Origin of the sequence: Pseudomonas sp. NPDC087346, assembly GCF_044744235.1 — a bacterium.
GTDB lineage: Bacteria > Pseudomonadota > Gammaproteobacteria > Pseudomonadales > Pseudomonadaceae > Aquipseudomonas.
In genome coordinates this window covers 17,430-32,244 of record NZ_JBIUXX010000042.1, presented here as the reverse complement: position 1 = coordinate 32,244, position 14,815 = coordinate 17,430, and the positions used below count along the sequence as shown (strand labels likewise).

The window sequence follows — 14,815 nt, the reverse complement described above, 5'->3', positions numbered from 1 at the left end:
TGGCCCGTTTCAGGGCAGGAATGACTTGATGGTCGTCGACGGTGCAATCCGTTCGATCAGCATTCCACCCAGTTTACCGCCAGGCCGCCGCGTGAAGTCTCTTTGTATTTGTCGTGCATGTCGGCGCCGGTATCGCGCATGGTGCGAATAACACGGTCGAGGGAAATGAAGTGGTTGCCGTCACCGCGCAGAGCCATTTGCGTGGCGTTGATCGCCTTGACCGCGGCGATGGCGTTGCGCTCGATGCAGGGCACTTGCACCAGACCGCCAACCGGGTCACAGGTCAGACCGAGGTTATGTTCGAGGCCGATTTCGGCAGCGTTTTCCAGTTGCTCCGGCGTGGCGCCAAGCACTTCGGCGAGGCCGGCAGCGGCCATTGCGCAGGCAGAACCGACTTCGCCCTGACAACCGACTTCGGCACCGGAGATCGAAGCGTTTTTCTTGCACAGAATGCCGACCGCGGCTGCGCCCAGAAAGAACGAAACGACATCGTCGTCGGACGCATCCGGATTGAATTTCATGTAGTAGTGCAGCACGGCGGGGATGATCCCGGCGGCACCGTTGGTCGGTGCAGTGACCATGCGCCCGCCGGCGGCGTTTTCTTCGTTGACCGCGAGGGCGAATAGGTTGACCCACTCCATCGCCGACAGCGTTGAGGTGATGACATTCGGCTTGCCGATTTCCAACAGGCTGCGGTGCAGTTTCGCGGCGCGGCGCGGGACATTCAGACCGCCCGGCAAGATGCCTTCGTGGCGCATGCCTTGCTCGACGCATTCACGCATCACCGACCAGATGTGCAGCAAACCCTGACGGATTTGCTCGTCGCTGCGCCAGGCCCGTTCGTTGGCCATCATCAACTCACCGACCCGCAGATTGTGTTTCTTGCACAGCGCCAGCAATTCAGCCGCGCTGGAAAAATCATAAGGCAACACCACGTCGCTGGCCGGGGCTACGCCGGACTCGGCTTCCGCCGCTTCGATGATGAAACCACCGCCAACCGAGTAATACGTTTGCTCGAACAATTCGCCGGTTTCGCCGAAGGCTGTCAGCGACATCGCATTGGGGTGGTAGGGCAGGCTTTCGTCCAGCAGCAGAAGGTCACGCTGCCAGTGGAAGACGATAGTCTTCTGCCCGGCGAGGTTCAGTTGACGGGTTTCGCGCAGTTCTTCGATGCGCGGTTCGATGGTCGCCGGATCAATGCTGTCCGGCCATTCGCCCATCAGCCCCAAGACGCAGGCGCGGTCTGTAGCGTGACCGACGCCAGTGGCGGACAGCGAGCCATACAGGCGGATTTCCACACGCTGCACGGCGGCTAACAACTGCTGATCGATCAGGGTTTGGGCGAAGGTCGCGGCGGCACGCATCGGACCGACGGTATGAGAACTGGACGGACCGATGCCGACTTTGAATAGATCAAAAACACTGATAGCCATGCTAAACCCTTACAAGCAATGGAGGAGGAATCGCTGCCATTTTTTGTCGGACAAGCGCAATGTCGGCGATACTGCCTGCGTCGCTTCGACGTGACCAACGAAACTTCCTAAGACAGCCTTTAGCAGGACTAAACAATGAGTCGTCAATTGCATGCCCAGACCTACGTCTGGCTGCAGGTGTTTTCCTGTGCCGCGCGGCACCTGTCGTTCACCCGTTGTGCCGAGGAATTGCACATCACCCCGGGGGCGGTCAGCCAACAGATCCGCCAACTGGAAGAGCGCCTCGGTTTTCGACTGTTCCATCGGCGGGCGCGGGGCGTGGAGTTGAGTGCGGAAGGGCAGCGGCTGGCGATCACGGTCAACGAGGCCTACGGCAGCATTGATGCGGAACTGCGTCGACTGGATGCCGGAATGATCAGCGGTACCTTGCGGCTGCGCTCGATTCCCTCGTTCCTCAGCAAGTGGCTGACCCCGCGATTGCCGCGCCTGCAACAGCGTTATCCGGATATCCAGTTGCGTCTGGTGGCCGAGGACAGCAGCGTGCCGTTGCACGAGGGCGATTTCGATCTGGCCATCGATTTGAACGACGGCAGCTATCCGGGATTGTTATCCACAGCCTTGCTCGATGAGCAGATTTTCCCGGTGTGTGCGCCGAGTTTGTTACGCGGACGTCCGCCGCTGCACGGGCCGGCGGATCTGGTGCATTTCCCGCTGCTGCACGACATCACCGCCTGGCGTGGCAGCTATGAATATGCGGAATGGGAGTTCTATCTCAACGCCATCGGTTTCGAGGGCGCCGATGTGCGGCGCGGGCACACCTTCAATCGCAATCACCTGACCATCGAAGCGGCGATTGCCGGGATGGGCGTGGCGATTGCCCGGCGCACGCTGCTCAATGACGAACTGGAGCGAGGCGCGTTGATCGTGCCGTTCGGGCTGTCGGTGCCCAACCACAAACGCTACGTGTTGCTCTATGCGCCGGGTGCGCTGAGCCATCCGGGCGTGCGTGCGGTGCATGACTGGGTAGTAGAAGAAGCGGGGATTTTTCGCAGTTTGCACCCGTTGAATGACGGGCAATTGTGAGCAGATTTTGCAGAGGAGAGGGGCGACCCAACTCCCGACCTTACCAGCGCTTTACTCCCTTGTCCGGCTTTTTTTGCTAATGAATATTTATCTTTTTTCAGGGGTTGAAATCTTCGGCAAGCGGGCCGATTGTTGTAATCAAGAGGTCACGAGAATCATATCCAGGCCTCTAGCGAGCTAGCTGAAATAAGGGATGGAACTATGCAAATCCAAGTCAACAGCGATAACCATATTCAAAGTAGTCAACGACTGGAGGAGTGGGTACGTACAACCATTGAGAGCACGCTCGAACGTTATGAAGAAGACCTGACCCGCGTCGAAGTCCATCTGGCCGACGAGAACGGTGACAAGCCAGGTCCCCATGACATGCGCTGCCAACTGGAAGCGCGGCCAAAAGGCCACCAACCGATTTCCGTGACCCACAAAGCCGATTCGCTGGAACAGGCGATTGACGGCGCTGCCGAGAAACTTGAACACAAGCTGGAGCATCTGTTCGGCAAACTGCGTGGCAAACCACGTGCCGCAGTGGTGCCCTTCAGGGGCAAAGCCAACGATTCGCTACTGGAAGAAGAGTTTCTGGAGAACGAACAGGCAGCGATCAACAGTTGATCGACTGATTATTTAATTCACCCCAATGAGAACGGGCCTGCGAATGCAGGCCCGTTTTTGTTTGCGTCTCTTATACAAATCTACGACTACATACATGCCTGTGGCGAGGGGGCTTGCCCCCGTTCGGCTGCGAAGCAGTCGCAGATCGGCTGACATAATCAGCCGGATGAAACCGGGTTGCAGGTATTGCGATTGCTGCGCAATCCAACGGGGGCAAGCCCCCTCGCCACAAGGATTGCAGGTATTTCAGGTCTGGGCTCAGAACGCCACGGAAGTCTGCACATAAACCGTCCGTGGCTCACCCACGTACTTGCCCTTGTTGTTGTCATCGAACGAGCGCGTGAAGTACTGGGTGTTGAAGATGTTCTTCACCCCGACCGCGACGTTCAAATCCGACAATTGCGGGCCAAAGTCATAACCCGCACGGCTGCTGAACAGCATGTAGCCGGGGATCTTGCCGGTGCTGCCGTCGGCGCTTTCTTTCGAGGTGTTGGCGTTGTCGGCGAACTGGTCGCTCTGGAAACTGCTGTCCAGGTTGAGCTTCCAAGGTCCTTCGGTATACCCCACGCCAATCGTGCCTTTGTGTTTCGAGGAGAACGGCACACGATTGCCCTTGTTCGGCCCGTCTTCGCGGATGGTCGCGTCAACAAAGGCGTAAGTGGCGTAGACATCAAAACCGGCAAGCGCCGGGATCAAGTCATCCAGCGCATAGTTAACGCTGGTTTCGATGCCCTGATGGCGGGTTTCGCCACGGGCGATCACCGAATCGTTGGTCTGGTTACTTTCATACTGGTTGTCGAAGTTGATCAGGAATGCACCGATCTCCGCTCGCAGTGCGCCGTTGTCGTAACGGGTGCCGAGTTCCCAGGTACGGGCCTTCTCCGGTTTCACTTCACCGCTGCTCACGCGGTTAGGCATCTGGCTGTACTGCACGCTGCCGAACGAACCTTCGGTGTTGGCGTACAGATTCCAGGTGTCGGTCAGGTGATACAACACGTTCAGCGCCGGCAGCGCGGTGTTGTAGTCGCCCTTGTATTTGACGTTGGTCAGGTTGTTGGTCTGCTGCGATTCGATCATCTCGTAGCGCACCCCCGGGGTGATCGTCCACTTGCCGATATCGATCCGGTCGTCGACGAAGAACGCATTGGCCTCGGTGCCGCCACGGGTGTCGCGGTCGTTGCGGCTGTTGGTGGTCGGGTATTCGTTGCTGGCAATCGGCGTGCGATAGCGCAGTTCGTGGCCGGCCTCGTTGATGTAGCGGTAGCCGACGCCGACTTCATGGCTGGTCGGGCCCAGGTCGAAACCTTGGGCGAAACGGGTTTCGAAACCGCGAACCCAGTACTCGCGTGGCGACAGCGACAGGAACGATCCCTGATCCAGATAACCACTGCGCAGGGTCTTGGTGAAGAAGGTATTGGCGGTGAACTCGCGGCGATCCTCCTGATAGCGATAGCCGAAATTGAACATGGTGCGGCGCCCCCAGAACTGGTCTTTCGGCCGCGTGGACTGGTATGGATCGGCATCGTAGTCGGCGACGTTCAGACCGCCGGGCATATCGGCCTTGCCTTCGTAATACTGCGCCATCGCATTGAAGCTGTTGGCCTCGTCGAGCTGGTATTTACCCTTGAGGATCAGGTCGTCGATTTCTGTGTCGCTGTGTTCACGCCAGTCGCCACCGCGCGTGCCGGAGTACAACAGCGCACCGCCGAGGCCATTGGCGTTGGTGCCACCGGCGAGCAGATTGGCGCTGGTCTTGAAGCCGTCATGGCTCGACGATGGACTGGTCTCGGTCTGGAAGCCGCCCTTGACCGTCGGCTCGTCGGGAATCGCCCGGGTCACGAAGTTGACCACACCGCCGACGTTCTGCGGGCCGTAACGCACCGCGCCGCCGCCGCGCACCACGTCCACCGCATCCATGTTGCCCATGCTGATCGGCGCGAACGACAACTGTGGTTGGCCGTAAGGGGCGAACGGCACCGGGATGCCGTCCATCAGCACTGTCGAGCGCGCAGCCAGACGCGGGTTGAGACCACGGATGCCGAAGTTCAGCGCCATGTCATGGCTACCGGTGCCGTTGTTTTCCGGGGCGTTGACGCCGGGAATGCGGTTGAGCACATCACGCGCCTGCGTGGCGCCCTGGCGTTCGAACTCTTCACGACGGATCACATCACGCGCACCCGGATGCTCGAAAACGTTGACCTGCGCCGCGTCGCCGAGCCAGTCGCCGACGACTTTCGAGGTGTCCAGTTCCAGCGCCGTGTCATTCAGTGGTTGCAGGCTGAACGCGTTGTTGCCCTCGGCGCGGGCTTGCAGGCCGGTACCTTCGAGCAAGGCGTTGAGACCTTGTTCCGGCGTGAAATTGCCTTCCAGACCACGGCTTGTCACGCCGCTGGTGACTTGCGAACCAAAGGAAATCAGCACCCCGGCTTCACGGCCAAACTGATTGAGGGCGTTTTCCAGCGATGCCGGGGCGATGTGGTAAGCCTTGGTGTCGGCGGCCAGCGCGGCGGGCAGGGCACTGAGAGTCAGGCTGGCACCCAGAACGAGATTGCGCAGGGAGCGGGCCAGTGGCGTGAGGCGGGTGGGGTGCATGTTCGATGATCCTGAGAAGGTTGAATCAAGGGGGCTTTCCTTCTCTGTCACGCCAGATCTGAAAAACGGCTCACTAATTGAAAATATTTTTTTGGAGTAGTGTCTTGTGGAAAGGATTTTCAGGCCTTGGCTTCGACTGTCACCCAGTAACGGGTGAAGCGCTTCACCTTCACCGGCAAACTGATTTCCAGCAGATCAAGAATCCGCTCGCTGTCATCCAGTGGATAAGTCCCGGAAATCAGCAGATCAGCGACCTTCGTATCGCAATGCAGTTGCCCGCGCCGATAGCGCCCGAGTTCGTCGAGGAAATCCCCCAGCCGCATGTGCGCCGCCACCAGCATGCCGTCGGCCCAGGCGCCGCTGTTGGCGTCGAGCGCTTGCGCCGGGCTGATCGACGTTGCGCTGAAACTCAGCTGACGCGCCGCCGGCAATGCGATGGGCGCACGTCCATTGGCCGTCAGTTCGACCTGTCCTTCGAACAACGCAATCTGCGTACGATCAGCAAACTGGCGCACATTGATACGTGCGCCTTGGGCTTGCAAAACTCCCTGCGCGGTACGCACTTCGAATGCTTGCGAGGTGCTCAGGAGGATTTCGCCTTCGAGCAAACGGATCAGCCGTTGTGAGCCATCCACCCGCACATCCGCCGCACTCGCGGTGTTGAGCTGTAATTGACCGCCACCGTCCAGCGGCACTTTGCGGCGCTGACCGATCGGGCTGCGGTAGTCGGCGAGCAACGAGGGCAATGGATTGTGCTCGCGCATCCCCCAAGTCACTGCCGAGCCGGCACCAAGAATAAGCAGCAATTTGAGTGCCTGACGACGGCTGCCGGACTTCGGCGCATTCAACGCCGCATGCGCGAGCGGTGAGGACAACCCGCGCAACCGCGAGTTGACCCGCTGAATGTGTTCCCAGGCGCGGCGATGCTCGCTGTGCGCGTCAACCCATTGTTGCCAGGCGTGCTGCTGGCGCGGGTTCAACGGTCCTTGCTGCATTTCCAGCAGCCAGTGCACCGCCTGCTCGGCAACTTGCGAGGAGAAATCTGTCGACGGGTTCATAGCGCGAAATAGCAGCGCATGGCTGCCTTGTTCAGATGTCGTTTGACCGTGGCCACGGAAATCCCCAGTTCGGCGGCGATCTGCGGATAGGTCAGGCCATCGATCTGCGCCAGCAAAAACGCGCGTTTGACCGGTCGCGGCAGGCCATCGAGCAACTGATCCAGTTCCAGCAGGGTTTGCAGGATGATCGCTTTGTCTTCTTCCGACGGCGCGACCATTTCCGGCATCTGCGCGAGGGTCTCGAGGTAGGCGCGTTCCAGATCCTGACGGCGGTAATGATTGAACAGCACGCGCTTGGCGAGGGTGGTGAGAAATGCGCGGGGTTCGATGATCGCCAGCGGCTCACGGGCAGTCAGCACCCGAATGAAGGTGTCCTGCGCCAAGTCCGCCGCACTGTCCGGGCAGCCGAGCCTGCGGCGCAACCAGCCAGTGAGCCAGCCGTTGTGGGCCTGATAAAGCATTTCGACAGGATGGGCGGACGGCAACGAATGACCCCGGGCGCTTTCTTTATGGATAAAAACGCATGTGTTAGCGAACAAGAATGGTTCGCATTGTAGGGGCGCTTGCTACTGTCCGGCAATCAGATGCTTTTGCGTATGAGAATATTTATCATTAATATTGCAACCCATCAGCTCGGCTTGTCGCCGAACGTTTCCGTTTCAGGGTCGAAACATGAAAGGCAAACTCGCCACACTTCCCATGTCCTATCGTCTGGCCGTCACCTCACGAGTGCTGGCGGCGATATTCGGCGGCTATCTGGTCGCCGCGCTGGCCAGTGTCACCCTGACTATGTGGTTGCCGTTGAGCCGTGCCGAAGCAGTCGTGACCGGCATGACCGTGTCGTTTCTGGTGTATCTGGTCGCGGTGCTCTGGTGCTTCGCTTGCCGAACGGCGTGGTCGGCGTGGGTCGGATTGCTGGTGCCTAGCGTAATTCTCGCGACGATTTCCGGCGCGGCACGTGGATTGGGTTTCGCATGAAAGAGGGTTTCCGCCAGGCGATGGCCTGGCTGCATACCTGGACCGGACTGGTGTTCGGCTGGTTGCTGTTCGCGATTTTTCTGACCGGAACCCTGGCGTATTTCAAGGACGAAATCAGTCACTGGATGCAGCCGGAAATTCCCGCGCGCACTCTGAATGCCGAGGCGAGCCTGACGCTGGCGCAGGATTATCTGCAACAACACGCGGGTGGCGCTTCGCGCTGGCTGATCGATTTACCCGATGCGCGCGATCCCGGCCTGACAGTGCGTTGGCAACAGGCTCCGGCTAAACCGGGCGAGCGTGGACGGTTCGAGTCCAGAACGCTGGACGCGCAAACCGGTGCCCAAGTGCAGGGCCGCGAAAGCATGGGCGGCGAATTCTTCTACCGCTTTCATTTCCAGTTGCAGATGCCTTATCCGTGGGGGCGCTGGCTGTCGACGATCGCCGCGATGGTGATGTTCGTCGCGTTGATTACCGGGATCATTACCCACAAGAAAATCTTCAAGGATTTTTTCACTTTTCGCCCGCGTAAAGGTCAGCGTTCCTGGCTCGACGGACACAACGCCGTGGGCGTGCTGGTGCTGCCGTTTCACCTGATGATCACCTACAGCAGTCTGGTGATTTTCATGTCGATGGTCATGCCGGCGAGCATTCTTGCCTCGTACGGTAACGACGTCGAAAAGTTTTACGCTGAAGTTTTCCCGGCCTCCCAGAACCCGGAACGGCTCAACATACCCGTGTCGCTGGCGCCGATGGCCCCGCTATTGGCCAAGGCCAGTGAGCAGTGGTCTGGTGGCCAGACTGCGCGGGTCACGGTGAACAACCCGGGGGATAGCAATGCATCGGTGGTGTTGTCACGCGCAGGCGATCGCGTGGTTCACGACTTTGGCAGTGCAGTGACCTTCAACGGTGTCAGCGGACAACTGCTTGGCAGTACGCCGGTTCAACCGGTGGCGATGGCGGTCGGCGGCACGTTTTATGGGTTACACATGGGCCATTTCGCCGGCCCGGTATTGCGCTGGCTGTACTTCATTTGTGGTCTGGCCGGCACGGCAATGATCGGCACCGGGCTGGTGATCTGGCTTGGCAAGCGCCAGCTCAAACATGCCAAAAGCGGCGTGATGCCGTTCGAGTTGCGGCTGGTTGAAGTGCTGAACATCGCCAGCATGGCCGGACTGGTCAGCGCGGTGGCAGTGTTCTTCTGGGCCAATCGTCTGCTGCCGGTGAGTCTGGCAGGACGCGCGGATTGGGAAGTGAACGCGTTCTTCATCGCCTGGGGCTTGAGTATGATCCACGCGCTGCTGCGCCCCGGACGCAAAGCCTGGGTCGAGCAACTGGCGCTGGCGGCGATGCTGTTTAGCTCGCTGCCATTGCTCAACGCCCTGACCACTTCGCATCACCTTGGCGTGACGCTGGCGCAAGGCGATTGGGTGCTGGCCGGGTTCGACTTGACCTGTCTCGGCTGCGGTCTCTTCCTGGCTTGGGCTGCGTGGAAAATGCAGCGCGCCGGCAACACCGTTCGGGTGAAAAAACCGGCTCGCGAAACGCCTCGTCCGGTCACGATTGAACAGGGGAGCCATTGATGCTGCTGGCGCTGTTGTTGTGTTACGCCGGGTTTACCGCGCTGTGTCTGTCGATGCCCCGGCATCACGATGATCTGCTCGGGCACAAACCATCAGAGCGTCGCCGTCAGGCCCTGAAGCTGGCCGGATGGCTATTGCTCGGTTTATCGCTGTGGGCCGCTGTCGATGCGAAAGGCTGGAGTTTCGGTCTGGTCGACTGGTTTGCGGTGCTGATGTTCAGCGCATTGGCCCTGGTGCTGCTGTTGCCCTATCGGCCGAAACTGGCGTTGGCCCTGGCCGGGGTGAGTTTGCTGGCGACACCGGTCGCCGCATGGGCGCAGTGCTGAAGTGCTGATCGGTCATCCGCCGGAATCACGCGACGACGAGCCGCGCGGGGCGCGTGCGCATTTTTTGCAGGTATTTCTGTCCCAGCGTTCGCAGATGGAAGCGTTGGTTAACCGACGCGTTGGCTGTCGGGCGACGGCGGCGGATCTTGTGCAGGATCTGTTTTTGCGTTTCTGGCGACGGCCGCTGGTGCAGGTTGAAGAACTCAGCACTTACCTTTTGCGCTGTGCCGGCAACATCGCCATCGACCATTTGCGCAGCGAGGGCGCGCGGGTGCGGGTCAACGAAGGCTGGCAACCGGACGAGCCGGACAGCCATGGCAGCGAGCCGCAGGCAGCGCTCGAAGCCGGTAATGATTTGCGCCATGTCGAGGCCGCACTGCGTGCGTTGCCCGAGCGCACGCGACAGATTTTTTTGCTCAATCGTATTCACGGGCGCAAGTACGCCGACATCGCCAAGGCCATGGGTTTGTCCCAAAGCGCCGTGGAAAAACATATGATGCGCGCCCTCGAGGCCTGCAAGGCCAGCCTGCGCGAACCCGCGCCACGCCTGCCAGGGAAAGCACCGTGAATCACATCGACCGCGTCGCCCCGACGCCCGCTCAGGAACAGGCTGCACTTGCCTGGCTGAGCCTGTTGCACGACCGGCCGAGCGCAGGCGACCAACTCACATTCAGCCAATGGCTGCGCGCCGATCCGGCCCACGCCGAGGCTTACGCACAGGCGCAAGTGATCTGGGAATTGAGCGAAGGCCCGGCGCGCACGCTGGCTGATGAAGAGGCGTTTGCCTTGCAGGGTTATCTCAATGCGATGGATCGGCCACGTCGTGCACCGCTGCTGCGCTGGTCGGGCGCGCTGGCGATGGCGGCGTGTCTGTCATTGATGATCAGCCTCGGCACGGGTTGGCAACCGCAGCGCTGGATCGATGATCTCGGCGCCGATTACGTCTCGGCGCCCGGCGAAATTCGTACGGTGATTCTGGCCGATCAATCGCAAGTGACACTCGACGCCGACAGCGCCATCGCCGTGGATTTCAGCCATGGCGAACGGCATGTGCAGCTGCGGCGCGGCGCTGGTTTTTTCAGCGTCACGCATACCGGTGAGCCTTTTGTGGTCGAGGCTGAAAAGGGTCAGGCGCGAGTACTTGGCACCCAGTTCGAAGTGCGCCTGAAACCGCAGGGCGCGCAGGTTACGGTGTTGTCAGGACGGGTCGGCGTGACGGCGCAAGCCGATGGCGAACAGCAGATTCTCACCGCCGGTCAGCAAGTGGTTTACGGCGCAGGTACCGCAGAAAAACTTCACGCCACCGACAGCGAAGCGCAACTGGCCTGGCGTCAGGGATGGCTGACTTATTACAAGTCGACGCTGGCCGATGTGGTGCAGGATCTGCAGCGCTATTACCCGGGACGGATTGTGTTGCTCAACGATGAACTGGCGGCACGTAAGGTCAGCGGCAGTTTTCCGAGTAGGGACCCGCACGCGGTGTTGAGTTCGTTGCAGGGCGTGATGGGGTTTGAGCAGCATCAAGTGCTGGGGCATCTGATTATTTTGCGTTGAGGCTACTGGCGCCATCGCTGGCAAGCCAGCTCCCACAGGTTTGTATGTGATCTAAAAAAATATTTTCAAATTTGTAGTGAGGTAAACCCGGACGCCATTCGTGTAGTGACTGAAACTGCGAGTCATTCGCATCCGTTGCGGTTCTACACAGGTCATGAGCAATGAAGTCCAGGGCAAAATCGGGTTCGGTCAAACAGTGGTTGGGTGCTTCGGTATTGAGTTTTTCGGCGCTGGCGTTGCTGCCGATCAGCGTGGCGCTTGCCGCTGAAACCCTCAGCAGTCAGCCACAAAAGCAATTCAGTTTTGCCCTGGCCGCCAAACCGTTGCCCCAGGCGCTGAGCGACTTCAGCCGCGTGACCGGGCAAAGCGTGGTTTACACCGATGAAGCGCCGTACGGCCTCACCGCTCCAGCGGTCAACGGGCAGATGAGCGCCGAGCAAGCGCTGCAACGTCTGCTCGCAGGCTCCGGCCTGACCTTCCGCCGCACCGACAGTCACACCCTGGCGCTGGAACCGCAACCGACCGCAGGCGCATTGAATCTGGGCGCCACCACCATCACCTCCATGCGCGATGAATCGCAGAGCTACCAGCCACCGGAAACCAGCTCGGTGATGCGCTCCTCGGCTTCGCTGCAAGAAATCCCGCAAACCGTCAATGTCATCCCGGCACAGGTGATTCGTGATCAGACGCCGCGCAATCTCGATGATGCACTGGCCAATGTCAGCGGCATCACCCAGGGCAACACTTTGGGCAGCACCCAGGATTCGGTGATGACGCGCGGATTCGGCGATAACCGCAACGGCTCGATCATGCGCGACGGCATGCCGATCGTGCAGGGTCGCGGCATGAACGCCACGGTCGATCGCGTTGAAGTGCTCAAGGGCCCGGCATCGTTGCTGTACGGAATTCAGGACCCGGGCGGGGTGGTCAACATGGTCAGCAAGAAGCCTGAACTGACCCAGTACAACGCCCTGACCTTGAGCGGCTCGACTTACGGCGATGGCAAAAATGGCAGCGGCGGCACCTTCGACAGCACTGGCGCACTGGGTGATTCCGGGCTGGCTTACCGCATGGTGCTGGATCACGAAGATGAAGATTACTGGCGCAACTTCGGCACCCATCGCGAGTCGCTGATTGCGCCGTCGCTGGCCTGGTACGGCGAACGCACCAAGCTGCTGTTCGCCTACGAGCATCGCGAATTTCTCACCCCGTTCGACCGTGGCACGCTGATCGATCCGCGCACCAATCATCCGCTGGATATCTCGCGCAACGAGCGTCTGGACGAGCCGTTCAACAACATGGAAGGGCGTTCGGACCTGTATCACTTCGAGGCCGATCACGAACTCAACGACGACTGGAAAGCGCACTTCGGCTACAGCTGGAACCGCGAAACCTACGACGCCAGCCAAGTCCGCGTGACCGCCATCGACACCAAAAAAGGCACGCTGACCCGCAGCATGGACGGCACTCAAGGCGCGATCAGCACCGACCGTTTCACCACCGCCAGTCTTGAAGGCAAGGTCAACGTGCTGGGCATGCAGCATGACCTGGTGTTCGGCGTCGATGACGAGTACCGCAAGATCTACCGCGCCGACCTGATCCGCCAGAAAAGCCTGAGCACCTTCAGCTACGTCAATCCGGTGTATGGCCGTGAAGTCGAGGGCACCACGGTCAGTGCAGCGGACAGCGCGCAAACCGATCTGCTGCGCAGCGATTCGGTGTTTTTGCAGGACTCGATCCACCTCAACGATCAGTGGATTCTGGTCGCCGGCGGACGCTTCCAGGAGTACGACCAGTACGCCGGCAAAGGCGTGCCATTCAAGGCCAACACCGACAACAACGGGCAGAAGTGGGTGCCGCGTGCGGGCCTGGTTTATCGCTATACCGATGAGCTGTCGTTCTACGGCAGCTATACCGAATCGTTCAAACCCAACTCGACAATCGCCCCGCTGAGCGGCAGCAGCACCGTGCTCGACGGCAGCATCGCGCCGGAAGAAGCCAAGTCGTGGGAACTGGGGGCGCGGCTGGATATTCCGGGGCGCATCACCGGCAACATCGCCCTGTTCGACATCAAGAAACGCAACGTGCTGGTGTCCAACGCCGAAGGCCCGACCACGATTTACAGCGCTGCCGGCGAAGTGCGTTCTCGCGGCCTGGAGCTGGACTTGAGCGGTCAGCTCAGCGAGCGCTGGAGCATGATTGGCAGCTATGCCTACACCGATGCCGAAGTCACAGAAGACCCGGACTACAAAGGCAATCGCCTGCAAAACGTGGCGAAGAACAGCGGTTCGCTATCGGCGGTGTATGACTTCGGCAGCGTGATCGGCGGCGATCAGTTGCGCGTTGGCGCGGGGGCGCGTTACGTCGGTGAGCGGGCGGGCAATGCGGTGAATGATTTCGAGCTGCCGAGCTACACCGTGGCCGATGCGTTCGCGACTTACGACACCAAGGTTGAAGGGCAGAAGGTCAAGTTTCAGCTCAACGTGAAGAACCTGTTTGATCGCACCTACTACACCTCGGCGGTGAGCCGGTTCTTTGTGTCGATGGGCGACTCGCGGCAGATTTCGTTGTCGAGCACGCTGGAGTTCTGACCGAATACCGCGTCATCGTTCTTCGCGAGCAGGCTCGCTCCCACAGGGAAATGCATTCCCCTGTAGGGGCTGCCGCAGGCTGCGATCTTTTGATCTTGCTCTAACGCAAAAACGCCTGTCGATACTCGCCAGGCGTCCCGCCCAATACCTGGCGAAACCGATTGGTAAAGTGACTGGCACTGGCAAACCCGCACGCCAGTGCAATCTCCCCCACCGGCAACGCCGTAGTTCGCAACAACTCCCGCGCCCGGTTCAAGCGACGCGCGAGCACATACTGATGCGGCGGCAAACCGAAGCTCACGCGGAACATTCGCGCAAAGTGATATTCCGACAGCGCACACAACCCGGCCAGTTGTCCGAGGCTGATCGGTTCGGCCAATTGACTGTCGATGAACTCGACCAATTGCCGGCGGTGATGCGGCGCCAATCCGCCTTTCAAACGCAAACCCTGACGCGCGCCGACTTGGCTGAGCAAGGTATGGCTGATCAATTCGTGGGCCAGACTGCTGGTCAGCAAACGCTCGGCGGGCTCGTCCCAGTTGAGCGTCAACAACTGACGAAAGCGCTGCGCCTGCTGAGGATCTTCCAGAAAAGTCTGTTCGCGCAACTGCATTTCACGGGGCTCGCGATCTAGCAACGTCACGCAGCCGAGGGCAAATTGCTCAGCGCTGAAATACAAGTGTGCGAGGCGAATATCGCCGTTGATTACCCAGCCTGATTCGTGATCGGCCGGCAGTATGCACAACTTGTCGGGGCCACCCTTGTTGCCCGGTTCGCCACGGCGAAAGGTCCCGGTGCCACCGGCGATGTAGCAGGAAAGAGTGTGATGGCTCGGCGCTTCGTATTCCTGGGCGTCGTGATGATTGGTCCACAGGGCTGCGGACAAGCCGTCACCGAGCTCGGCGCTGTGCACAAGGCGTGCATTAGGCGAGCGGTTAAGCGCTTGAAAGACTTGCAGGGTATCGATTGCGGCCATGTTCGGTTCTCTCCAACGCCTTGCATCCTACT

Annotated in this window: 13 protein-coding genes; 8 read left to right on the top strand and 5 right to left on the bottom strand. The window is 60.0% G+C overall.

The annotated features are described in order from the left end of the window. Window positions 1–56: 56 nt before the first annotated feature. The gene (locus ACIOZM_RS22145) at window positions 57–1,433 is read right to left on the bottom strand and encodes an L-serine ammonia-lyase (RefSeq protein ID WP_401217206.1); all 1,377 of its coding nucleotides are present in this window, start codon (window positions 1,431–1,433) and stop codon (window positions 57–59) included. Between the two features lie 135 nt (window positions 1,434–1,568). Between ACIOZM_RS22145 and ACIOZM_RS22140 the strand changes: the two genes are divergently transcribed. Both ACIOZM_RS22140 and ACIOZM_RS22135 read left to right on the top strand, forming a co-directional pair. Then, entirely contained in the window at window positions 1,569–2,516 is a 948-nt protein-coding gene (locus ACIOZM_RS22140) for a LysR substrate-binding domain-containing protein (protein WP_401217203.1), read from the top strand. A gap of 201 nt (window positions 2,517–2,717) precedes the next feature. Then, a complete protein-coding gene (locus ACIOZM_RS22135; RefSeq protein WP_401217200.1) occupies window positions 2,718–3,125 on the top strand; it encodes an HPF/RaiA family ribosome-associated protein in 408 nt (135 codons plus the stop codon). A 258-nt stretch (window positions 3,126–3,383) separates the two neighbouring features. On the opposite strand, the gene fecA is transcribed toward ACIOZM_RS22135, so the two are convergent. From fecA to ACIOZM_RS22120, 3 genes are all read right to left on the bottom strand, one after another. Then, window positions 3,384–5,717, bottom strand: coding sequence for a TonB-dependent Fe(3+) dicitrate receptor FecA (fecA, locus tag ACIOZM_RS22130; protein WP_401217197.1), 2,334 nt, complete (start codon window positions 5,715–5,717; stop codon window positions 3,384–3,386). 119 nt (window positions 5,718–5,836) lie between these two features. After that, window positions 5,837–6,775 carry a FecR domain-containing protein gene (locus tag ACIOZM_RS22125; RefSeq protein WP_401217194.1) on the bottom strand — a complete coding sequence of 313 codons (939 nt, stop codon included), beginning with the start codon at window positions 6,773–6,775 and terminating at the stop codon, window positions 5,837–5,839. After that, window positions 6,772–7,260 (bottom strand): sigma-70 family RNA polymerase sigma factor, encoded by a 489-nt coding sequence (locus ACIOZM_RS22120; protein ID WP_401217191.1) that lies wholly within the window; start codon window positions 7,258–7,260, stop codon window positions 6,772–6,774. The genes ACIOZM_RS22125 and ACIOZM_RS22120 overlap by 4 nt, the downstream gene beginning before the upstream one ends. Before the next feature lie 187 nt (window positions 7,261–7,447). On the opposite strand from ACIOZM_RS22120, the gene ACIOZM_RS22115 reads away from it, so the two are divergent. The 6 genes from ACIOZM_RS22115 (at window position 7,448) to ACIOZM_RS22090 (ending at window position 13,807) form a co-directional block, all read left to right on the top strand. Further along, window positions 7,448–7,753 (top strand): DUF3649 domain-containing protein, encoded by a 306-nt coding sequence (locus ACIOZM_RS22115; protein WP_401217189.1) that lies wholly within the window; start codon window positions 7,448–7,450, stop codon window positions 7,751–7,753. Continuing rightward, window positions 7,750–9,336, top strand: coding sequence for a PepSY-associated TM helix domain-containing protein (locus ACIOZM_RS22110; RefSeq protein ID WP_401217186.1), 1,587 nt, complete (start codon window positions 7,750–7,752; stop codon window positions 9,334–9,336). Before ACIOZM_RS22115 ends, ACIOZM_RS22110 begins: the two co-directional genes overlap by 4 nt. Then, complete coding sequence (locus ACIOZM_RS22105; RefSeq protein ID WP_401217183.1) at window positions 9,336–9,662, top strand: DUF3325 domain-containing protein; 327 nt, start codon at window positions 9,336–9,338, stop codon at window positions 9,660–9,662. The genes ACIOZM_RS22110 and ACIOZM_RS22105 overlap by 1 nt, the downstream gene beginning before the upstream one ends. 1 nt (window position 9,663) lies before the next feature. Further along, window positions 9,664–10,230 (top strand): RNA polymerase sigma factor, encoded by a 567-nt coding sequence (locus ACIOZM_RS22100; protein ID WP_401217181.1) that lies wholly within the window; start codon window positions 9,664–9,666, stop codon window positions 10,228–10,230. Beyond that, the gene (locus ACIOZM_RS22095) at window positions 10,227–11,216 is read left to right on the top strand and encodes a FecR family protein (RefSeq protein ID WP_401217178.1); all 990 of its coding nucleotides are present in this window, start codon (window positions 10,227–10,229) and stop codon (window positions 11,214–11,216) included. Before ACIOZM_RS22100 ends, ACIOZM_RS22095 begins: the two co-directional genes overlap by 4 nt. A 161-nt stretch (window positions 11,217–11,377) precedes the next feature. Then, on the top strand, window positions 11,378–13,807 hold the full coding sequence (locus ACIOZM_RS22090) for a TonB-dependent siderophore receptor (protein WP_401217175.1): 2,430 nt from the start codon (window positions 11,378–11,380) through the stop codon (window positions 13,805–13,807). A gap of 100 nt (window positions 13,808–13,907) precedes the next feature. Here ACIOZM_RS22090 and ACIOZM_RS22085 read toward each other — a convergent pair whose 3' ends face one another. Next, window positions 13,908–14,783 carry a helix-turn-helix domain-containing protein gene (locus ACIOZM_RS22085; RefSeq protein ID WP_401217172.1) on the bottom strand — a complete coding sequence of 292 codons (876 nt, stop codon included), beginning with the start codon at window positions 14,781–14,783 and terminating at the stop codon, window positions 13,908–13,910. Window positions 14,784–14,815: the final 32 nt, after the last annotated feature.

Excerpts from the sequence above, each read along its gene's own strand:
- ACIOZM_RS22145 (WP_401217206.1), bottom strand. The coding sequence starts at position 1,433 with ATGGCTATCAGTGTTTTTGATCTATTCAAAGTCGGCATCGGTCCGTCC.
- ACIOZM_RS22140 (WP_401217203.1), top strand. The coding sequence starts at position 1,569 with ATGAGTCGTCAATTGCATGCCCAGACCTACGTCTGGCTGCAGGTGTTT.
- ACIOZM_RS22135 (WP_401217200.1), top strand. The coding sequence starts at position 2,718 with ATGCAAATCCAAGTCAACAGCGATAACCATATTCAAAGTAGTCAACGA.
- fecA (WP_401217197.1), bottom strand. The coding sequence starts at position 5,717 with ATGCACCCCACCCGCCTCACGCCACTGGCCCGCTCCCTGCGCAATCTC.
- ACIOZM_RS22125 (WP_401217194.1), bottom strand. The coding sequence starts at position 6,775 with ATGAACCCGTCGACAGATTTCTCCTCGCAAGTTGCCGAGCAGGCGGTG.
- ACIOZM_RS22115 (WP_401217189.1), top strand. The coding sequence starts at position 7,448 with ATGAAAGGCAAACTCGCCACACTTCCCATGTCCTATCGTCTGGCCGTC.
- ACIOZM_RS22110 (WP_401217186.1), top strand. The coding sequence starts at position 7,750 with ATGAAAGAGGGTTTCCGCCAGGCGATGGCCTGGCTGCATACCTGGACC.
- ACIOZM_RS22105 (WP_401217183.1), top strand. The coding sequence starts at position 9,336 with ATGCTGCTGGCGCTGTTGTTGTGTTACGCCGGGTTTACCGCGCTGTGT.
- ACIOZM_RS22090 (WP_401217175.1), top strand. The coding sequence starts at position 11,378 with ATGAAGTCCAGGGCAAAATCGGGTTCGGTCAAACAGTGGTTGGGTGCT.
- ACIOZM_RS22085 (WP_401217172.1), bottom strand. The coding sequence starts at position 14,783 with ATGGCCGCAATCGATACCCTGCAAGTCTTTCAAGCGCTTAACCGCTCG.